Below are 23820 nucleotides of genomic sequence, written 5' to 3' on the forward strand. Positions count from 1 at the left end.
TTCACGATTCAAAATTGTAAGTATTATGAATCGACCAGATTTTTCTAAAATAGATATAACTCAGCCCTCTAAATATTGTTCTGCTAATGTAGAAGGAAAAGAACAATGGGAAACCTCAGAGAAGATAGACCTTAAGCAAATTTATACGGAAAAGGACATAGAAGGAATACCACATCATCAATTTACAGCGGGGTTGCCTCCTTTTATTGGTGGACCTTATGGTGGTATGTATGCCATTCGCCCTTGGACGATTCGGCAGTATGCTGGATTTTCAACCGCAGAAGAAAGTAATGCTTTTTATAGAAGAAATTTAGCAGCAGGTCAAAAAGGCTTGTCGGTTGCTTTTGATTTGGCAACGCATAGAGGCTATGATTCAGATCATGAGCGAGTGGTAGGTGATGTTGGAAAAGCAGGGGTTGCGATTGATAGTGTTGAGGATATGAAAATTTTGTTTGACCAAATTCCTTTGGATCAAATGTCTGTTTCTATGACCATGAATGGAGCCGTATTGCCCATTATGGCTTTTTATATTGTTGCAGCAGAAGAACAGGGAGTAGATCAAGCAAAACTGGCAGGAACGATTCAAAATGATATTTTAAAAGAGTTCATGGTGCGGAACACGTACATTTATCCGCCTGCACATTCTATGCGTATTATTGCAGATATTTTTGAATATACCTCTAAGTTTATGCCCAAGTTTAACTCTATTTCTATTAGCGGTTATCACATGCACGAAGCAGGTGCGCCCGCAGATATTGAGTTGGCTTATACTTTGGCAGATGGGCTTGAATACATCCAAGCTGGATTAAAGGCTGGGCTAAAAGTCGATGATTTTGCCCCTCGTTTGTCTTTCTTTTGGGGGATAGGGATGAATCATTTTATGGAAATTGCCAAAATGCGTGCTGGACGTATGTTATGGGCTAAATTGGTCAAACAATTTGATCCTAAAAATGTCAAATCATTGATGTTGAGAACGCATTGCCAAACCTCTGGTTGGAGTTTGACAGAGCAAGATCCTTTTAATAACGTTGCTCGAACCTGTATAGAAGGAATGGCTGCTGTTTTAGGGGGAACTCAATCCTTGCACACCAATTCCTTTGATGAGGCCATTGCCCTTCCAACCGATTTCTCAGCGGGAATTGCTCGTGATACACAAATTTATATACAAAGAGATACAAAAGTAACTAAATCTATTGACCCTTGGGCTGGCTCTTATTATGTAGAGTATCTAACCAATCAACTGGTACACAAAGCTTGGGGGCATATCCAAGAAGTATTGGATTTAGGGGGAATGGCAAAAGCCATAGAAACAGGCGTACCTAAAATGAGAATTGAGGAAGCTGCGGCTCGTAAACAGGCACGTATTGACAGTGGAAAAGATCAAATTATAGGGGTCAATGTCTTTAAGTTAGACAAAGAAGATCCGCTTGATATTTTGGAAGTAGATAATAAGGCCGTAAGAGAAGCTCAAATCAAGCGTTTAAATCAAATCAAATCAACCCGTGATACAGAAGCTGTACAAAAGGCTTTAGAACAATTGACCGATGCGGCTAAAAGCGGTGAGGGAAATCTATTGACCTTGGCGGTAGAGGCTGCTCGTCTAAGAGCTACTTTGGGGGAAATATCTGACGCTATGGAGACGGCTTTTGGGCGTTACAAAGCAAATACACGTTCTATTTCTGGTGTCTATTCTAAAGAAATTGCGATGGATGATAATTTTAAAACGGCTCAAAAGTTGGCGGATGATTTTGCTGAATTGGAAGGTCGTCGCCCTCGTATTATGGTGGCCAAATTAGGACAGGATGGGCACGATAGAGGAGCTAAAGTAATTGCGACAAGTTTTGCAGATCTAGGATTTGATGTGGATATAGGACCTTTATTTCAAACGCCAAAAGAGGCAGCCAAACAGGCGGCTGAAAATGACGTGCATATCTTAGGCGTTTCTTCTTTGGCAGGGGGGCACAAAACGTTGGTTCCTGAAATTATAGCGGAGTTGGAAGCGCTTGAACGAGAAGATATTTTGGTCGTGGCTGGTGGGGTTATTCCTGCCCAAGATTACGACTATTTATATGAGGCTGGTGTGGCTGGTGTTTTTGGTCCTGGAACGGTGATCGCCAAAGCAGCTACTGCAATTTTGAAGATTTTGATAGATTCGGTGGAGGAGTAAAAATATTAGGTCTAAAACTAAAAAAACTACCAATGAAACCGAAGGGGCTATTTTTTAATATACCAGGATACGGTCATGTGAATCCTACGCTACCAATGGTCAAAGAATTGGTTGATCGAGGAGAGCAAATAGATTATTGCTGTACAGAGGAGTTTAGAGCCATGATAGAGCGCACAGGTGCTCGATTTATTCCCTTGCCTGAAGACATGGTATACGTGACCAATGAAAAGTTTAACCTATTAGAAATTTTTGCAGAATTAATAGAGCGTTGTTATTATATTCTACCCGCTTTAGAGCAACTAATTACTCAAGAGGGCTACGAATATTTATTGGTCGATATGTATACTCCTTGGGGGCGTTTATTGGCCGAAAAGCTAAATTTGCCCATTATGGTCTTTTTTCCTTCGTTTGCTTTGCATCCAAAGTTAAAAGAACCCTTTCATTCTAAATGGCAATTGGTCACTAGTTTTGGAACCTCTTTTACCAATGGTCTACGGTTGAACAAGTTCTACAAAAAAATACAAAAAGAGCATGCTGTACCTACGGTTAATTTTTTGGACTATTTAGTTGCCGAGATCGATGCACCCTGCATTACCTTTACAGCCCAAGAATTTCAACCTCAGCGAGCGTTGTTTTCCAAAAATTATTTGTTTACAGGTCCCAATATTAATGTAGATGTACGGTTGCCCGACCTTAATTTCCCTATGGAAAAACTAGAAGGCAAAACAGTAATTTATATTTCTTTGGGATCAGTAGTTGTGCGTCGAGATTTCATCAAGACCTGCATCAAAGCATTTGATGGCTCAGATTATGTGGTGGTATTAAACATTAGTAAGTCGTATAAGAAAGAGGAGTTTGTTGCTCCCTCAAATGTGATCTTATGCAACTTTGCTCCTCAGTTAGAAATTCTGGCTAAGGCAGATTTATTTGTCACTCATGGAGGAATGAATAGTACGCATGAAGGAATTTTCTTTGAAGTCCCTTTAGTGGTTGTTCCACAAGGAGGCGATCAATTTTTGGTGGCTCAAACAGTAGAGTATAACAAGCTTGGGAAATGGCTAAATCATAAGCGATTATCTCCTGAAAAACTGCTTCGTACGGTAGAAGAACTTATAGCAGATAAGCAAACAAAACAAAACCTCAAAGAGATGAGCCAAGCGCTTAAAAACGCAGGAGGATACCTAAAAGCAGCAGATGAAGTGCAAGCTTTTATTAACAGAGCTTTGAAGACTAATAATTAAGCAATATGGCTTGCTTTTGGGAGAACTAAAAACTCATAAATTTTGTTCTAAAATAAAACCCAAAACAACAGGGAATCTATAAACAACAATAGCCAAAAGAAGAACGGAAAATCATGATGTATGTACTTCAAGTTCTTCATCTATAAATTTGAAAGAATGAACGTACCGCATAGAGATTTACCACGAATTGTTATTATTGGATGTGGTTTCGCAGGGCTGAAATTTGCGAAAACAATTAATACCAACCAATATCAAGTTGTTCTTTTTGACAAAAATAATTACCATACTTTTCAGCCTTTGATGTATCAGGTTGCCAGTGCAGGGCTAGAGCCCGATTCTATTGTTTATCCCATTCGAAAAGTTTTTAATAGAAAGAAAAATTTCCATTTTAGAATGGCAGATGTGCATCAAATTGATGCAGAAAAAAAGCTGGTTCATACTTCCGTTGGTATATTGGATTATGACTACTTGGTTATGGCAACAGGGGCACAGTCCAATTTTTTTGGAATGAAGAATATCGAAAAATATTCTATGCCCATGAAAAGCTTGGTAGAGGCTTTAAATTTGAGATCGTTGATCTTACAAAATTTCGAAAAAGCCTTGAATTGCTCCAATGTACAAGAACGAGATGCTTTGATGAGTTTTGTTATTGTTGGTGGTGGGGCAACAGGAGTTGAACTAGCAGGAGCTCTGGCAGAACTTAAACGCTATATTCTACCCAAGGATTATCCTGATTTGGATATTCGTAGAATGCAAATTCATGTGGTGCAGGGAGCCGATCGTTTATTGCCTAGCATGAGCAAAAAGGCTTCTGCTGATGCAGAAGCTTTCTTGCGGAAAATGGGCGTTAATATTTGGTTGGATATTCGAGCCAAAGATTATGATGGCACTACGGTTTATACCAACCAAGAAACATTTAAGGCAAAAACACTGATTTGGACGGCTGGGGTAAAGGGCGCTCCTACAGCGGGTTTAAAGGCTAATAAAACCAATAGCGACCGTGTATTGGTCAATACGTTGAATCAAATTAATGGTTATAAGGAAATTTTTGCAATTGGTGATGTCGCCGCTATGCCTTCTGAAGAATTGCCTTATGGACATCCTATGTTGGCTTCTGTTGCCGTGCAACAAGGTGTGCATTTAGCAAAGAATTTTAATCGTTTGGCTAAGGAAAAGGAAATGTTGCCCTTTGTTTATCGAGATAAAGGGACAATGGCTACAATTGGTCGAAATCTAGCTGTTGTTGATACAAAACGTCTGAAATTTGGAGGTTGGTTTGCTTGGCTTTTATGGATGTTTGTTCATCTTATGTTGTTGGTGGACTTTAGATCTAGATTGGTTGTGTTTGTCAATTGGGCGTGGTCGTATTGCTTTTACGATAAAGGAACTCGCCTAATTGTTCGAGAAGTAAAGGATAAAACATTGCCTAATTGCGTAGAGTTAGAAGAGGGTAGTTCTACGAAATAAGAAGCTAAAAATAATGAAATCTAGAAGGCTGTTTTTTAATGTACTAGGGCATGGGGCTGTCAATCCAACCTTAGCGATTGTAAAAGAATTGACAGGCAGAGGACGGTCAGCAACAGATGAAATTCAGCAATTTATTCAAAAAAATCAAGGCTTAAATGTTTAAATGGATCAAGAGTTGGTGGGCTTGCTTTTTTTTTATTTTGTTAATAGCCTGCCAACATGAGGCGGATTCTTATGCCATAAGGGGAATTGATGTTTCTCATTATCAACAAAAAATTAATTGGCAAGCCGTAAAAAAAGAAAGAGACTTGCATTTTGTTTTTATCAAGGCAACAGAAAGTGTCAACTATCAAGATTCAATGTTTCAGCGAAATTGGAAAGCAGCGAAAGAAATAGGTTTAAAAAGAGGCGCCTATCATTTTTTTAGACCCAATGTGAGTGTCGAATGGCAAATCAAAAATTTTATCCAACAAGTCAATTTACAAAAAGGAGATTTGCCTCCCGTATTAGACGTTGAAGACATCAAAAATATAAGCATGCCTAAGTTGATAGATCGTGTTGGAAAATGGTTGATGTTTATCGAGGAACATTACACTATCCGTCCTATTATTTATGCTTCGCTTGATTTGTACCAGAAGCATCTACAGGCAGCATTTCCCAATCATATAGTTTGGATTGCTCGTTACAATAGAACCGCTCCACCTGCTGATTTACAATGGAAGTTTTGGCAGTACAGCGACCAAACCCAAATCAATGGCATTCAAGGATGGGTGGATCAGAATGTATTTGTAGGGACTTTAGATGAATTAAATGCACTCTGTTTGTAAGTTAATAATGGGAGGCTAAAGAAGGAAAAAGATTGCCCCAATTGACACTACCGTGAGCTTTGCCTAAGCGAACAATGATTAAATTTTTGGAAGGATTCACATAGATGTATTGACCGAGAATGCCTTGCGCCATAAAATCTCCATTCTTAGTGGGTAACCACCATTGATATTGGTAAAACCAAGCACTTCCCTCTGTCTGATCAAGTTGAGTAGACTGATTGACCCAAGTCTCTGAAACGATTTGGTTGCCATTCCAATTTCCTTTATGGAGATATAGACGACCAATTTTAGCAAAATCCCTCGCTCTTGCGTTAATACAGCAAAACGTTTTTTCTAACCCATTTTTCTTTTTGTCCAAACTCCAACTGGCGTTATATTCCATATTTAATGGAGTCCATATTTTTTCTTGTAAATAGGCTGTAATCGATTTTTTTTCTAGCGCTCGCTCTAGGACCAAACCCAAAAGTTGGGTACAGCCACTCACATAATCAAAACTTTTTCCAGGTTCTTGTTTTAGTTTCAACTTAGCAATCGCTCTTCTTAAATTTAAGCCATAATAAAAGGTGGCGGCATGTCCAAAAGGGGTGGTATATCCCTCATTGAATTTTAGCCCAGCAGTCATCTGGAGCAAATGTTTGATGGTAACATTTTCAAAACCATTTTTTTTCAATTCGGGAATATAATTAATAATAGGATCATTGACAGAGCCAATTTTTCCGTCCTCAATGGCACAACCAATTAAGATAGAAGTAATGGATTTTGCCATAGAAAAAGAAGGGACGATGGATGCCTTATCATAGTTTTTAAAATAACGCTCGTATTGGATGGTATCGTTCTGAATGATTAAAAAAGCAACAGTTTTGTTTTGTTCCAGAAATTGATCAAATGGAATAACGGTTTGCTTGCCATCTTTTATCTTCATTTCTATTTTTTTTGGAGCATTTTCATTTTTTAGGCTGTCAAAACGAAAACTAGTTTCTCCTTTCTTAAGATCTCGGGTAGGAAATTTTTTATAATCTTGAATATCTGCAAAATTATAAAAAACAAACCTTCCAACGGTGCAGGAACTTAAACTGTAAATTAAGAAAGAGTAGAAAAATAATAGAATAAGGCTTGAGCTATTTTCTTTCATTGGGGGAGTGGTCAAAAATTAAGAAAAATGTAATTAAGTAACTAAGTAGAACGAATACCTATTTTTGTCCATCTACTTAGTGTTTAAAGCTACAGATTTTTAGCCACATAAATAAGCGGATGAAATTAAAACCATAGAAAAGAAGGATACCCGAAGGTATCCTCTTGGTAAACTTGCAGTTTCAGTTGCCCGAATTCATAAAAATGGGATCGGTAATTATCATAAATTTACATTTCCTCCTTCTAACTTATTGCGTTTCTTGATCTATTTTACTCCGCTAAAATAAAAGGATCAATGCTCGAAAAATTAGATGGCTTGCGCTAGGAACTGTTTATTTGAAATAGCTTACCTTTCCCGACTCAAAAACTGTTAAATTAAAGTATAATCGGAGCTGTACTTAGTTGCGAATAAATAGCTCCTAGTTGGTTATGGTTATTTTTTAGTAATAAGAACTGTGTAACAATTGGTTGGGTTTTAGGTAAATGACTTGATTTTTGAAATCAAGAATGGCATTAAATCGTTTTAACAATAAATTACCCAATATGTCATTGTTATTAACTCCCTCAGGATCTTTTTGATTAATAGAAATGGGAATTAAATAAGTTTCGAACCCACCCAATTTAAATTTTGAAAGGGTATAATCATTGGATTGATAAGCAATGCCAGAACTTCCCAAATGGGTAGAAATGCTAATTGGGGGAAGGATCGGTTTGAATCGATGTTCATGAGCAAATCTTTGACTTAGTAAAATGCTACTACTGCATCCTGTATCAAAGCCAAACCATCCCGTTGCCTTTTGGTTGCCTGTAACGACTGTTCCTTCTATATAGGGAATTCCCTGAATCATTTTCATTGGATATTGAGTATATTCAGGATGTATGGATGCAATGTTTGGATGTATGACCAGGATGTTTAGTTCATAATTAATTTCAACCATCTTTTCTTCAAAGGCAATCCAACCTAAAACCCCATCAAAGGGGGAATCTTGGTAGTCAATGGCTAAAATATTAACCTCATCCCATATTAAGTTGCCAATTTCTAACTGGTTATTTGAGCTAGTTGCTACGATTGATATGCCATCTGATCCTTGATTTTGAGCCTGCCCATTCAAATTTAAGTTTACACGCTTATTGATCAAAGATCGGTTGATAACAATGGCATTAGCTCCCGTGTCAAATATTAAATCTAAGGAATCGGATTGATTAATTTTCCCTAGAATATGAATTCTATTATCCGCACCAATTTTAAAAGGGATGCTATCGGGGGTCGCCTTTCCTGAGGTCAATTTTTTATAATAAGTTAAGACCTTTTTTATAGAAATGGAAGGGGGCTTGTCAGTCGATGTATTTATTCTAGTATAGGCCGTCTGCTCATCATTCAACAGAATTATAAAATCATAAATTTGATTAGGTTTTATCGTAAAAGACAAAGAATCAATATCTGAATAAAAAGTAATTGTCTTTTTTATTTTAAATGGAGTGGTAACAAATTCATCCCATTTAATTTTAGGTGATACTGTCCAGCTATCTTTATGAAAGATAGTCCCTTCTTTTATGCTTATTCTATTCGTAGTTGATTTTAAAGTGGGCAATGAAGTTTGCCCTAAAACCATAAAAGAAGGTAGTATAAGCATAAGTAACGTAATAGTTCTCATAACATATTATGGTAAATCAGTAGTTAGGAATAAGAAGTGAGCTGATTTTAATTGTTTTTTGCCTTCTTTTTGGCTGCTTTGGCTTTTTTCTTTGCCTCTCGACGAAGTTTTTTAGCAGCTCTTTCTAATGCTTCAGCTTCTGATTCCAGTGCTTTGATTTCTGTTTTGAGTTCATGCTTTGTTTGTTCTTTTGTAATCGTTTTTCGTATTGTTTTAAGTGTTTCACGATGCTGTCGTGGATAACGATTATTTTGTAATTTATGTGGATAGCGATTGTTTTGTAATTGATCACGCAATTGCACTTCAATATCCTTACGCATTAGATCAAGGTCCTCTATTAAGATTTCCATATCTTTCTTGAAGTCTTTGTTTAGGATGATAACTTCTAAGTCCTGTAACGATTCTAACACGTCCTCATCTAACTCTTTGAAATCAACCTCCACATTTTCCATTGCTTTTCTAATGTCAGCTTCAATTTTTTCCCAATCTATATCACTCGGATATTCCGACAAATGATGTGCACTACTATCTGCACGGCGAAAAGCCTCTTCTCTTCTAATTATTGCCATTTCTTTTCTGGCACGTGCCATCTCTTCTTGAGCGTTAGCCATTTCTTCCCTTGCACGCATCATTTCTTCTTGCATTTGGCGGCTTATTTTTTTTGCTTCCAATGTATTGGAAATGACCTCATCATCATAGCATTCAATGGTTTCCTCAAAATTATCGGATTGAATCTTTAAATACTTTAAATTTTTATTGTCTGCTACTCTAAAAATAAACTCCATAGATTTAAAAGAACCACTAATATCAAACTCATAATCATTCATGGTTGAGCCACAGAATAAACTATCTGTTTTGAATTGCCCTTTGAATCGTTTGATTTTATTTTCCTTATTATAGCTTAGCTCCTTTATCTCCATGTGAATTCCATAATTGGATAACTCCGATTTAAGTTTTTTGATTTCTTGTTCAGAATTTTCTTTTTTTATCTCCAATTTATATTCTGTAAAGGTTTTTTTAGGTCCTAAAGAATCTAATTTAGTTGGAATTTCATACCCAATAGGAATAGCAGGAGCATCAATAACTTTAATCTTTTCTTTATTAGGATTGTTTGTAGTTAATACAATCGGTAAAGGAAGGTTATCAGGTCTTGTTTTTAAAAGGTGCTCATTGGGAGGAGTAGCTGTATTTTTCTTAGTAATGGGTGTTGTAATAATTGGTGTTTTATCAGCAACAATAGAGGTGTTTTTTTGATTAGATGGCAAAAAGAATAGGGTGCTAATAGCTATTACTCCTAAAATAGATGTACTCATAATCCAAATTTTTTGATTAGTCCAAAAGGATGGTGACGCTTGGTTATAAATAAGCTGTTGCACTTCTTCGAGTGGCATCTCCGACTTAATCGACTTCCGAGCTTGCTCAAACAAATTGTCCAAATTCTTATTCATAAGCTAATGTTGTTTTTGGTGACAGAATTTTGCCTAATTTTTGTCGCCCACGGGCTAATCTTGCTTTAATGGCAGAAATACTACTGTTTTGTATTGTTGCGATTTCTTTGATGTTATAACCTGATATTTCAAATAGAATCAAGGCTTCTTTTTGAGCTGGAGGCAGCTGGTCTAAGGCTTGATATAGCAGTTGTACATCTTCGTTTAAAGCATTGCTCTTGGGAGCAACAATGGTTTCGGCTTGTTCTGTATTAAATAAACCCCAAAATTTTTTGCGTCGCTGCAGACGACGAATTAGGTTGCGCGCAATACCAAACAAAAAATAATTAAAGGATGCTTCTTTTTTTAATTTATCCAATTGTTCATAAGCTACCAATACTGTCTCACTAACCAAATCTTGTGCGTCAACTGGATCTTTTAATATAGATTCACAATAGCGCAGCAATTTGGAATGATTGGGCTCATAGAGCCTCAAAAAGTATTGTTGTTTGTTTTTATACTTCATGTAGCGAATAGAACAATTTTTGAGTTCGTATATCTATAAGTGCCATAAAGAGGGCTAAAAGTTACAAGGCAATTAAAAAAAGTGAAAAAAAATAAAAGGGATTGAATAACGAACGAACAAAAGGGCTATTTTAGTTGGTGTTATTAGGAGCTGTTTTTTGAATAGAATAGGTTAAAAATCAGAAAGATAAACAAAAAAAAGGATTGTCTCCCCACAAGACAATCCCTTAACACTAAAATAAAACCCTATGAAATTTTAATTTTATTGATGGTAAGAAATAACACACTTTTTTCTAAAACCTAAAATTCAAATATTGAACTAAATCAATACCTCAAAAGTAAGACACTAGTTTAATTAGAGCAAAAACTTTATTTGTAGGTTCTAATGTATATGTTAATATTTGAGATGTATTAATTGCTGTAAGGTAGTTTTAAAATGTTAAGTTTATGTTGTAAAACTTAAAAAAGCCCAAGATCTTAAGACCTTGAGCTTTTTTTGATTTTAGAGTTATTAAATCAATATACTATCGAAGTAAAATAACATCACCTTTAATCTGAGTAGTTTTACCATCTTTAAACAAGACATCAGCATACCAAGAGTAAGTACCTGAGCTAGCAGGTTGCCCACGGAAAATACCATTCCATCCTTGAGTAGCAATGTTAATATCAAGGTGGCTGCCTTCAAAGACCAATTCGCCCCATCGGTCGTAAACTCTAAAGAGTACTACTTCTTGGACTTTCTCCCCTCCTTGAATAAAGAAGTAATCGTTCACCCCATCTCCATTAGGCGTAAATCCAGTAGCCGCATTGGCTCTTCGTGGTTTTTCAACATCAATAATCACAATGCTATCGACCGTACAACCATTCGCATTGGTGGCGGTAAATTCATACTGCACAGCTTCAGCAGGAGCAATATCAAAGCTATAAGAGCTATCGGTTACAACACCCATCACTCCTGTAATTTGTGTCCAACTGTAAAGCACTCCTGTAGTATCGTTTAAGGTCGCCTGAATAGTCAAACTATCCAAGTATTCAATGGTCGTATTTCCAGTCATGCTGCTAATAAAGAACGGATCTGCATCTTCTACAACCAAAGCTGTATCAACCACACAACCATTTTCATCTTTTACCGACAAGGTATAAATTCCAGCACTCAAACCAGAGAAGATGTTTCCATTTTGCCAAGTCGTTCCATCAATGCTGTATTCCAATAAACCACTCAATACCGTTCCACCTGCACCGATTGCGGTTAAAACTCCCGTTTGATCGCCTGCACAGAAAGTTCCAGCGGTTGTTCCTGTAATGGTTAACAAATCAGGCTCTTCAATAGTAATGCTGGTATCTGCCATACAACCTCTACTGTCGGTTATGGTAACAGTATACAAACCAGGCGCTAAATCTGTGACGGTATTACTGCTGGCTCCATGGTTCCAATTTGCAGTGTAAGCAGGTGATCCACCCGTAGGAGTTACCTGAGCCGTTGCATTATCTGCCCCATGACACAAAATAGCCGTTGTTTGTTGGATATCTAGGTTGATTGCAGAAGGCTCTGTAATGGTATAGCTAAAGCTTTCCGTACAGAATGTAGCATCGGTTACGGTTAGCTCATAAACCCCAGCAGCCAAGCCATTGTTTGGATTGCCAATAAAGCCATTCGACCAATTGTAACCCACCAATACCTTATTCGAAGTAAGAATATCAATGCTACCATCCGTTAAGCCATGACAACTCACAGGACTAACATTTTCCGTTACCGTAATTGGAGTTGCCTCTGTGATGGTAACCGTCGCACTCGCTGTACACATATTGGCATCGGTCGCTACTACGGTAACAGGACCTGCACTAAGATTCGTAGCAGTAGTACTGACTTGACCACTAGGATCGGTCCATACGTAAGAATAAGTAGGAACACCACCATTCGTAGTCAGTACGGTTGCAATACCATTGTCGCCACCAAAACAAGTGACATCTTGCTGTACGCCAGCCGTCACAACTAATTGACTAGGCTCTCCAACCGTACCCGTTAAAGTCAAGGTACAACCCAAACTATCGGTTACCGTAACGGTATAATTACCAGCCGCTAAACTATCGGCAACAACCGTATGTTGACTAGGACTGCTATTCCAAGCAAAGGTATAATTGCTTCCTGTTCCTCCTGTAATAACCGCAGCAATTTCACCACTAGCGGCTCCAAAACAAAGGGCATCTGTAGTGGTTAAGTAGCCCGTTAATCCAAGAGCAGGCTCTGAAATCGTAAAGGTGTCCACATCAAAACAACCATTGGCATCGGTTGCTGTTACAGTATGTATCCCAGCCGATAAACCAGTAGCTGTAATACTATTTTGTCCAGGCGCTCCTGACCATTGGAAGGTATAACCACTGGTTGGCGTTCCTCCTTGAATACTCAAGGTAGCCGATCCTGTAGCCCCTCCTTTACAAGCAACAGGAGTGGTGAAAATAGCCGTAATATCTACTGCGGTAGGTTCTGTAATTATCGCCGTAGCAATCGCCGTACAGCCATTGGCATCAGTAAGGGTAACAGGATGTGAACCACCAACTAAGCCTGTAGCCGTAGCATTGGTTTGTCCATCCGCCCATAGATAAGTATAAGTAGGTACTCCTCCTGTTCCAGCAACCGTAGCAGTTCCCGTTCCAACGCCATTACAAGTAGCATTGGTGGTGGTCGTAATGGCAGCCGTCAACAAAGAAGGTTCACTAATCGTAACCGTTGTAGAGTTGGTACAGTTGTTAGAATCTGTTACGACTACTGTATAGATTCCAGCAGCTAACCCAATTGCCGTTTGGCTCGTTTGGTTAGCCGCTGCCGCATCCCATTGGTAAGTGTAAGGACTGGTTCCACCATTGCCTTGTGCAGTAGCCGTTCCAGTCGCACTGCCATGACAAGTGGCATCCGTTTGAGCACTAATACTAGCCGTTAAAGCAGTAGAAGGCTGAGTAAGGGTAACACACGTCACAAAAGAACAAGCATTCGCATCGGTAATGGTCACACAATGCACCCCAGCCGTTAAGCCGATGGTCGTGGCAGAAGTGCTGCCATTGGACCAGTTGTAAACATAAGAAGTTAACGCAATGGGGGTTCCTCCACTACCACTTGCCGTAGCAGTAGCCGTTCCTCCAAAGCAAGGAATTGGATTAGCCGTAATGTTTCCAGTCAAGGCAGTTGGTTCTCCAACATTAAAGACCTCTACTCGATCACAACCATTGGCATCGGTTACCGTAACGGTATACAAACCTTTGGCTAAGCCCGTAGCAGGGTTGGTTACCTGAGCATCTGACCAACGATAAGTATAGGTTCCTGTTCCACCACTGGCATGCGCCATTGCTGTTCCATCCGCAGCACCAAAACAAAGGGCATCGGTGATCACCACAGAGTCAATTAAGACGGGTGCTGGTTCTGCAATGGCAATCGGAAGACTAATTTCACAATTGTTTCCATCTCGAACAAAGACCACATACGATCCTGCTGCTAAGTTATTGTAAACATTAATGGCACTGTAGACATTACCACTTTGTCCAGGACCTGTAATTTTATATTCATATCCATTCACTCCCAATGTACCCGTTCCAGGAGTGGCATTTACTACGATTTGTCCATTGGCATCTCCATGACACAAGACATCAATTTGGGTAAAGGTAGCTGCTAAAGGAACAGGATCAACAATGCTGATACACGTATCGGCTTGACAGCCTGCCACATCAGTAACCGTAACACAATAGGTTCCTTCGACTAAGCCATTGATGGTAGCGGTATTTTGTCCCGCAGGACTCCAGATATAGCTAAATCCACCATTCCCCCCAGCGGCGGTTACGCCTACAGAGCCATCTGCCTCACCAGGACAGCTAATTGCTGCTCCATTGTAGTTAGAAAGTACTTGTGGATTAAGAGTTAGTGGAGTAGGTTGACCCAATACCCCTGTAGCAGTAATGCTACAACCATTGGCATCCGTAACGGAAACCGTATGTATTCCAGCAGAGACACCTGTGGCAATGCTAGAAGTTTGCCCATTGTTCCATTGATAAGTATAATTTGGTGTTGCTCCTTGAGCATCTACTTCAATCATCCCATCAGAGCCACCATTACACAAAGGATTACTTTGGTTGATGATGGTAGCCGTTAAAGGTGTATTGGGTTCAAAAACAGAAGCATTACCACTGAGGGTACATCCCGTGAAATCAGTAACCGTAACATTGTAGTTACCAGCCGAAAGTCCAGTAGCGTTTGCGGTATTTTGATTTCCTGTAGCGGCATCCCATTGATAGGTATAAGGGGCATTGCCACCAGTCGCTATTGCTGTAACTCCACCATCATTACCACCAATACAATCAACCGAATCAAGCACATAAGAAAGGATCAAAGGAGTTGGTTGATTAATCGTAGAATTACCAATTAAAATACAGCCATTGGCATCGGTAATGGTGATCGCATGTACCCCAGCGGCTAAGCCAGTAGCGGTAGCAGTATTTTGTCCGTTACCCCAAGCATAAGAATAAGGTTGTATCCCTCCAGAAGCACTAACAGTTAATTGACCATCACTACTACCAAAACAAGTAGCATCGATAGCAGAAAATGTCATGTTAGTTAGGAGAGTAGGTTCGTTGACTAGGATACAGGTATCAACCGTACAACCGTTTCCATCAGTTGCGGTTACACAATGTAGCCCCGCAGTTAAGCCAGTAGCAGTAGCGGTATTTTGTCCATTGTTCCAGTTGTAAGTAAAGCCACCTACACCACCACTAACATTGATGCTAGCGGTTCCGTCATTGCCCCCATTACAAGATACATCTGTATTCGAAATGGTGAAGGACATAGCAGAAGGTTCTGTAATGGTATAACTTTCCGTAATAGAACAACCATTGTTATCTGTAATGGTTACCGAATAGGTACCAATGGATTGAGTTGGACTAACATTTGAAGCGGTTGTTCCATTCCCCCAATCATAAGTATAAGCAGGAACGCCAGGTGTACCACCAGTGGTAGTTGCTGTAGCCGTTCCATCGTTTCCACCAAAACAACTGACTGCTGTGGTAGAAAGCGTTGCAATTAATGGAGTAGGTTGCGTAATATTAATACTAACAGTATCTGAGCAACCATTTAAGTCACTTATTGTCACTAAATAAGTACCTGCACTAAGTCCTGTAGCGAGTGCTGTATTTTGATTCCCTGCACTGGCATCCCATAAGAAGGAATAAGAACCAATTCCGCCACTACCAATAGCTGTAGCGGTACCGTCTGCTGCTCCATTACAAGTAGTTGCGGTGCCATTGCTGGTAGCAGCTACTGCACTAGGCTCTGTGATTGTTATCGTAGAGCTAACAGTACAAGAGCTAGCATCTGTAGCGGTAACAGAATAAACCCCATCACAAATTCCCGTTGCAATTGCTGAAGTTTGGCTGCCCGTGGCAGCATCCCACAAGTAAGTAATCGTACCTGTACCTCCTGTAGCATTTGCTGTTAATTCTCCATCGCAGACGCCATTACAACTTATTGAAACGCCATTGTAATTAGAACTTACACTATTGGTGAGTGTGATGGCAGAAGGCTCTGTTAAAGTAACAGAAGCAGTTGTAGAACAGCTATTGTTATCCGTAAGTGTTACGGTATAAATTCCAGCCGTTAAACCAGTAGCGGTAGCATTTGTTTGGCTGCTAGGATCAGACCATACAAAGCTATAAGCAGGGCTTCCCCCAGTTCCTGTAACAGTAGCCGATCCATCGTTACCACTATTACAAGTAATATTATTTGAGCTAGTAATGGTAGCTGTAATAGCATTGGGTTCTGTAATGGTTACTCCTGTTGTTGTTGAACAACCATTACCATCCGTTACAGTTACGGTATAAGAACCAGCTGTTAAACCTGTTGCAGTTGGAGCCGATTGGCTACCAATACTCCAGAGATAGGTTATTGTGCCAATACCTCCACTTCCTAAGGCCGTAGCTGTTCCATCGTTGCCACCAAAGCAGCTTACATTGGATTGACTCGTTATTGAAGCAGTGACAGCAGTTGGTTCTATAATGGTGATACTTGCTGTGTCAGAACAGCCATTATTATCTGTTATAGTTACGGTATAAGTACCCGCAATTAAGCCAGTAGCAGTAGCACTAGTTTGATTATTAATATCAGACCATGCAAAATTATAGGTTGCGACCCCTCCAGTTGCTGCTGCTGTCGCTTGACCGTCATTCCCATTGTTACAGGTAACACTAGTTGAGCTTGTTATTGAAGCCGTTATGGCTGTAGGTTCTGTAATGGTCACTCCTGTACTAACCGTACAGCTATTTCCATCTGTTGCTGTTACCGTGTATGTACCAGCTTTGAGACCAGTAGCGATTGCTGTGTTTTGATTATTAGCATTCGCATCCCACAAATAAGTAAAGACTGGTGTTCCGCCAGCACCTAAAGCAGTCGCAGTAGCGGTAGAATCTCCATTACATAAAACATTTACTTGAGTAGGTATTGATACACTAGTAGCACTAGGTTCTGTAACGGTGATATTAACAACAGAATCAGGACAACGATAGGCATCTCTAACGGTAACACTATAAGAAACATTGGCTGATAAACCAGTAGCCGTTTGGCTAGTTTGCCCATCACTCCAAAGGTAAGTATAGCCAGGTAAAGTTCCACCAGCTCCCATAACAGTAGCTGTACCGTTGCTTTGCCCATTACATATAACGTTGGTCGTACCTGTGAGTGTCGCCGTTACGCCAGTAGGTTCGGTTAGCGTAATACAAACAACCTCCGAGCAACCCAAAGAATCTGTAATCGTAACACAATGTTGTCCAGCACCTAAATGCATAGAAGAAGTATCGGTAGAACCATTGGTCCAAATATAGGTATATCCAGTGCCATTTGGCTGGTTAACAGTAAAAGGAGTACCACCAGAAGGTACAATGTGAATATCACCATTGGTTGCATTTAGACAACCAACAATGGTATCAACATCTATAAAACCAGTTACACTTGTTGCAGGTTGTGTAATCGTAACTGTAGCAATAGCTGCACAATTAAACGAATCTGTAACCGTAACCGTATAAAGACCAGCTGTTAGAGCGGTGGCTTGAGCATTGGTTTGACCATTAGACCAAATAAAGTTATAGGTTCCACCAGCTCCACCACTGCCTGCCACGGTCGCATCGCCTGTATTACCACTAAAACAAGCAACATTATTAGAGTCTGTCATTGTAGCAGTAACAGCAGTTGGTTGTGTAATAGTGACAGTAGCCGTAGCTGTACAAAGATTGGCATCTGTTGCTGTAACGGTATAAGTATTGGCTGCCAAAGCTGTGGCATTAGCCGTATTTTGACTTCCTGCATTTACATCCCATAGGTAAGAAAAAGCACCTGTTCCGCCAGAAGCATTGGCAAGAGCCGAACCATCAGGTGGAGTTGTACCATTACAAATTAAATGGGTAGGTGTTGTTGTTAAAGTAATTGCACTAGGTTCTGTAACGGTGATATTAACAACAGAATCAGGGCAACGATAGGCATCTCTAACGGTAACACTATAAGAAATATTGGCTGCTAAACCAGTAGCCGTTTGGCTAGTTTGCCCATCACTCCAAAGGTAAGTGTAGCCAGGTAAAGTTCCGCCAGCTCCCATAACAGTAGCCGTACCATTGCTTTGACCATTACAAATAACGTTGGTTGTACCCGTGAGTGTCGCCGTTACGCCAGTAGGTTCAGTCAGTGTAATACAAACAACTTCTGAGCAACCCAAAGAATCTGTAACCGTAACACAATGTTGTCCAGCACCTAGATTCATAGAAGACGTATCGGTAGAACCATTGGTCCAGATATAGGTATATCCAGTACCATTTGGCTGGTTAACAGTAAAAGGAGTACCACCAGAAGGTACAATGTGAATATCACCATTAGTTGCATTTAAACAACCAACAATAGTATCAACATCTATAAAACTAGCAAGTGGTGTAGCAGGAGTATTTAAGGAAACATTGGTAGAAACGGTACAATTATTATTGTCAGTAACGGTAACCGTATAAAGCCCACCTATTAATCCTGTAGCTTGGGCACTGGTTTGACCATCAGACCAAGTGAAGGTATAGGGAGTTGTTCCTCCTGCGGGCGTAACTGTTGCGTCACCATCATTGCCATTAAAACAAGTTATATCAGTGGAATCTGTCATTATAGCTGTTAATGGAGCTGCTGGTTGGTTCACAACGGTACTATCTATTAATATACAACCATTGGCATCCGTAGCCGTAACATTATAATTTCCTGGTGTTAATCCAGTTATGGAAGCCGTTGTTTCACCATTACTCCATACAAAACCTATCGTAGGAGAACCTCCTAGAGGGGTGATTGAAGCGGTACCATTCGCATCTCCAAAACAAGCAATATCTGTACTGTCTACGGTAATAGAGAAGGCTGGAGGAGCTGCAATGCTAACTAAACCAGTAGCCGTACAAGTTCCTGTTGCATCTGTTACCGTGACGGAATAGTTTCCAGCAGTTACGCTTGTTACATAATCTTGATTGGTAGGAAAAGAAGCAGAATTACCTCCTGTCCAATTGTATACATAAGGCTGTGCCCCTACATTGGCATTAACTATAATACCTGTGGTATCTGTTGGGCAGAGTAAAGTTCCTGTTGCAACAGGGTTGATGGTAGGTGTAATACCATTTAATGTAAAGCTTGCAGTAGCCGTACAACTGTTGGCATCTGTAGCTGTAATTGTATAGGTTCCTGGTCCTAGCGCTGTAATTAGAGCCGTTGTTTCTGCATTGCTCCACAAATAATTGACGGTAGGAGTACCTCCCGTGGCCTCTACTTCAAGACTACCCGAATTGATACAGGCTGGATTAACAGAGTCCACAAAATTGATTGCTAAGGCTGGTTGTTGTGTAATGTCAAATGTTACATTAGAAGTACATCCCACGCCATCTGTTACGGTAACACTATAATTACCGCCAGCTAAACCTGTACGAGAGGTTAGGGTAGAACCATCATTCCAGAGATAGGATAGGGGAGCAGTACCACTATTGGTATTTACTGTTGCTGTACCATTTGTTTGACCACAAGTAGCAGGAGTGCTCGTTTGTAAGAAAACATTTGGTGCTCCTACACCTGGGAATAAAGAAACGCTATCTATGGTAGAACAACCTGTCACCGTTTCAGATACCGTTACATAATAAGCTCCAACCGATAAACCTGTATTGGTAGAACTAACAGCACCTGTAGTACTAAATGCATTAGACCAGTTAAAATCATAAAGTCCAGTAGGATTGCTTACTGTTGCTGTTGCAGAACCATTTCCATTACAGGTTGGGTCAACAGAGGTGAAACTCAACAAGGGCGTTGGATTAACAGTAACGGTAAAGTTTAGAACAACAGGGCAAGAAACAATGTCTCCACTAGGAGTAGATGTTACTGTATAAACCGTAGCAGAGTACGTTGTTGTTGCAGAAGGATTAACAATAACAGCAGAAGGAGTCATTGAAATCATATCAGTTGTTGGTGTCCAAACGACAGAATCTGTTGCCGATAAGCCTGATACGGTAAGTGTTGTTGTATCTCCTTCGCATATACTAACGTCACCAGATCCACTAACTGTAGGCAAGGGAGTAACATAAAGGTAAACTGTATCTTCTGGTGAAAGACCACAACAATCTGTGATAATAGATAAGGTAACAGGATAGAAACCAGGGGTGTTAAATTGGCTAGTAACTACTTGCATACTAGCAGGATTTGGAATAGCACCATTAAAATCCCATACATAACTATCTGCAAAAAACTGACTTTCAAAGTTGGTGAAATCTCCTTGACACACCATAAAAGTATCAGTACCTACTGTTGTTGCATTGCTTAAGATGTTAGGTACAATTGTATTTTGGAAAGAGATGTTGTGAAAACCAGCATATAAATTTGCCCCCAAACCAATATCATAGCGATCAATCGCTGAGTATTGAGTGGTAGCAGTGGTAGCTGTACTTGTTGCAGGTGTTGCTGCATTGGTATTGGCATCAAAATCCCACGTGCTGCCCGTTGAAGTAATGTCTTGAAATTGTACATTCACATCTGTACAATTGATATTAGATACTTGAATTTCAGGTTGAGCAGTAAGTGCAAAGTTAACATCAGAACTATTTAACCCACTTCCGCCCGATTGGAATAATTGGTTAGATTCTCCAGGTTGGCCATTACCACCATTACCACCGTCACCACCATCACCGCCATTACCACCATCGCCACCACAACCAACTTCTCCACCATGGTAGGTACTTCCTAAACCACGGTTACCGCCATTACCACCAGCACCACCATTACCACCAGCACCAGCAGCACCTAAGGCACCAGCACTAAGGTTAGATTGGGTGAAGTTACCATTTGCTCCATTGAGGAATAGGTAAACGGAATAAGCAGAGCCACCACCAAATCCACCAGCACCAGCAGTTCCTGCTTGACCGCCACCGCCGCCGCCGCCGCCGCCAGAGCCTTTTCCATCCGTACAGAAGGTACCCCCTTCGCCAGCGCCACCGCCGCCACCGCCGCCACCAGCACCACCAGTACCATTGGTACCAGTACCACCTTGACCACCAGGAACCCAAAAACCTCCGATATGAGAACCAGCAGAACCATTGGTTCCGACCGTACCATTGGTTCCATCAGCACCATCTTGTGCGTCGTTACCTGATTCACTAGAACCACAGCTTCCACTACTATTACAACCACTTTCTTGACCAGGAGTACCTGGTGCCCCTAGGGCACCACCGCCATTCCCTCCAAAAGCACCATCTCTATCTTCTCCACCACCAGAGCCACCGCCAGCACCACCGCCGCCGTTGATACCACTTGGTGCCGTACCATTACCGCCAGGAAAGGCAGTTGTACTACAACAAGCACCACCATTACCAGCAGGGGTTCCACCACCACCAACGCCACCATTACCACCACCACCATTACGGTCTTGGTCATCATTGTCACCAGCTTGCCCATTGTTACCATTTGCTCCATTTACCCCTGGAGTTCCAGCAGCACCAGTTCTTCCCGCTGCTGCATTTCCTGCTGCAATTTGACAGCGAACAATATCATAATCAGAGCAAGAAGTCATGTGTAAGCCATAGGTAGACATACCAGGTTGGTTTGCATTGGCTGTTGTAACTGTCAAATCTTGGAATCGGAAGCCGATAGCACCATTTCCATAAAAAGCGACTAATCGTTGAGCGTTGACAGCACCTTCAGGGTTAGCAGTCGTTCGATTAATTGTTGTGGCACCAGAAGTACTAGTTTTTGTCCAAGCATTCCCTTGATCAAAACCACCTTCAAGCGTAACAAAACTTCCAATTGTAAGTGCATTGTCAATATTATAGGTACCAGTAGCCATTTTTATAACGGCATTATTACAAGCAGCACGACTTAAGGCAGAAGCTAAAGTTGTAGGGCTGGCTTGCGTACCAGGATTGGCATCTGCACCAGTTGTAGATACATATATATTGACACAACTAGGAAGAGCAGGAGGTGTTCCAACAGTTAAGAAAGCAGTATCTTGAGTTGTACAACCTGTTCCTGGATTGGTTACTTCTAGTATATATGCATAGGTGCCTGCTGCTGTTGGAACAGAAACAGGGATAGAAGAGGTCGTTCCAGATATTGTACCACTACCCAATGCGGTCATACCTGGGTCAAACCATTGAAAATTCATTCCTGTTTGGTCTGTAGTTCCTGTAAGCACAAAATTAGCTCCTCCACAAACTTCAGCAGTAGTAGGGAATACAGATGCTGTAGGGTCATCTGCAACGCTTACATTAACTGCATCCATTGATACACAGCCATCGGTATAAGTTAGAGCAACGGTATAACTAGTTGTTGCAATAGGGTAGGCACCTGTGGAAGCCGTATTGGGGCTCGTTAGATTCGTTGTTGGAGTCCACGCAAAGGAACTAACTAAACCAGCAGGGGCTGTTGTTGTTGCCGTTAGTGTTGCTGTGTCACCTGCACAAATTTGAACATCCGTTCCTGCATTGACAGGTGGGTTAGGATTAGGTCCAACAACAATGGTAAAGGACTGCGTATTTTGTCCCAGTATTGGACAGGCATCATCTTCAGCTGTTATTGCAAAAACATAGGTTCCTTGATCGCCAATAGACGTATTCCAACAGAAGGTTCCTGTTGCCGATGCACCTGAACCAGTTTGGGTAAATGTTGCCCCTGGGATATTATTGCTATAAGTCATGGTAAGATTTTGACCTGCATTGATGTCATTTGCATTAATGTCAAAACAGAGCAAACCACCTTCGCATACTGTTGTATCAAAAACAGTTGGACTACCATTAATACCTGAAATATTAGGAATCGTATTATTACAGTTGGTAATATTAAACTGAATGTCACGCATAATCGTACTTATTAGCACTCCATTTCTATATTCTTCAACTAATACACACATAACGGCCACTTGAGGCTGGTTTGCTGTAAATTGAATTGCTCCTGTTTGAGGATCTAAGGTAATTGGAACTGTCAGAGGGTTTGTTCCGCTAAAGCCGCCACTATAAGAAACAGAAGAAGAAGCCCCCTGCAAGCAGTCTGTCATTGAATAGACGAGGGAATCACCATCGTTATCAGATGCAAGTTGTTGGTAATTGACGGTCTGACCCACACAGGCAAACAACTGAGGGTTGCTAGCAAATGCAGGTGAACTATTGCAAGGACTGATCGTATTATCTAATGTCGTTTGAACATAGATATTGTTACTACCTGGACTACTTAGGTTGGTAATAGCATTGTTACGACAACAAGAAGTAGACGAAAGAATCCAATCATTGCAGCCAGAGGGCAATGTTAACGTTCCTTGAAAGACATGTAACTCTACACCAATATTACCACTGCCACCACAAGCACTAGTTTGAGAGGGGCATAATGGTGTTATATCAGTGACAGATTGAGAGTTTAGGGTTAGGCTAGCAGATACTCCACAAGATGCAGAGCTGTAATTGACTATTTGAGTAGTCCCTACTCCAACTCCATTACAATCTCTATAAACATTGAGGGTTACTAGATATTGGTTAGGACCCGTGCAAGTATAGGTTATATCAAAACCTGTGTAGTGAGTCGCAAAACTAAATGTGCTCATTCCGAGCCATAAACCTCCAATCAATAATAGTTGTTGAAAGAAGAAATGTAAATTAAATCGCATAGATTAAAATTTTGTCTTAGCTAACAAATAGGTTCTTTGTATTTTTTAGTGATATAGTTGCAAAAAAAACATAATATAGCTGTTTTTTTTGTATAAAAATTAGCTACATGTATAGCTCTGTATTATGTATATTCTTATTTGTTCCTTAAAAAGGATATTCTTTAGTCGGGGATGGTAAATGCTTGGGGTAGGACAATGGCAATAATTT

The 23820-nt window shown here is 40.3% G+C and carries 10 protein-coding genes; 5 read left to right on the top strand and 5 right to left on the bottom strand.

The genetic code is table 11. From position 1 onward, the window contains the following. The first annotated feature begins 25 nt into the window (after positions 1 to 25). The 5 genes from scpA to AsAng_RS26295 all read left to right on the top strand — a co-directional run bounded on the left by scpA (position 26) and on the right by AsAng_RS26295 (position 5702). Positions 26 to 2167, top strand: coding sequence for a methylmalonyl-CoA mutase (gene scpA, locus AsAng_RS26275; RefSeq protein WP_264790116.1), 2142 nt, complete (start codon positions 26 to 28; stop codon positions 2165 to 2167). Positions 2168 to 2199: 32 nt separating this feature from the next. Beyond that, complete coding sequence (locus AsAng_RS26280; protein WP_264790117.1) at positions 2200 to 3408, top strand: macrolide family glycosyltransferase; 1209 nt, start codon at positions 2200 to 2202, stop codon at positions 3406 to 3408. 156 nt (positions 3409 to 3564) lie between these two features. Further along, positions 3565 to 4875: an NAD(P)/FAD-dependent oxidoreductase gene (locus AsAng_RS26285; protein WP_264790118.1), complete on the top strand. Its 1311-nt coding sequence runs from the start codon at positions 3565 to 3567 to the stop codon at positions 4873 to 4875. A gap of 13 nt (positions 4876 to 4888) precedes the next feature. Beyond that, positions 4889 to 5038: a hypothetical protein gene (locus tag AsAng_RS26290; RefSeq protein ID WP_264790119.1), complete on the top strand. Its 150-nt coding sequence runs from the start codon at positions 4889 to 4891 to the stop codon at positions 5036 to 5038. Continuing rightward, on the top strand, positions 5031 to 5702 hold the full coding sequence (locus AsAng_RS26295; RefSeq protein WP_264790120.1) for a glycoside hydrolase family 25 protein: 672 nt from the start codon (positions 5031 to 5033) through the stop codon (positions 5700 to 5702). The genes AsAng_RS26290 and AsAng_RS26295 overlap by 8 nt, the downstream gene beginning before the upstream one ends. A gap of 1 nt (position 5703) precedes the next feature. Here the strand turns inward: AsAng_RS26295 and AsAng_RS26300 are convergent, their stop codons facing one another. The 5 genes from AsAng_RS26300 to AsAng_RS26320 form a co-directional block, all read right to left on the bottom strand. After that, positions 5704 to 6624: a serine hydrolase domain-containing protein gene (locus AsAng_RS26300; RefSeq protein WP_264790121.1), complete on the bottom strand. Its 921-nt coding sequence runs from the start codon at positions 6622 to 6624 to the stop codon at positions 5704 to 5706. Positions 6625 to 7273: 649 nt separating this feature from the next. Beyond that, entirely contained in the window at positions 7274 to 8488 is a 1215-nt protein-coding gene (locus AsAng_RS26305) for a retropepsin-like aspartic protease (protein ID WP_264790122.1), read from the bottom strand. A 47-nt stretch (positions 8489 to 8535) separates the two neighbouring features. Beyond that, a complete protein-coding gene (locus AsAng_RS26310) occupies positions 8536 to 9936 on the bottom strand; it encodes a hypothetical protein (protein ID WP_264790123.1) in 1401 nt (466 codons plus the stop codon). Beyond that, entirely contained in the window at positions 9929 to 10441 is a 513-nt protein-coding gene (locus tag AsAng_RS26315; RefSeq protein WP_264790124.1) for an RNA polymerase sigma factor, read from the bottom strand. The genes AsAng_RS26310 and AsAng_RS26315 overlap by 8 nt, the downstream gene beginning before the upstream one ends. 523 nt (positions 10442 to 10964) lie before the next feature. Beyond that, complete coding sequence (locus AsAng_RS26320; protein WP_264790125.1) at positions 10965 to 23612, bottom strand: T9SS type B sorting domain-containing protein; 12648 nt, start codon at positions 23610 to 23612, stop codon at positions 10965 to 10967. Positions 23613 to 23820: the final 208 nt, after the last annotated feature.

Source organism: Aureispira anguillae (genome assembly GCF_026000115.1).
Classification (GTDB): domain Bacteria; phylum Bacteroidota; class Bacteroidia; order Chitinophagales; family Saprospiraceae; genus Aureispira; species Aureispira anguillae.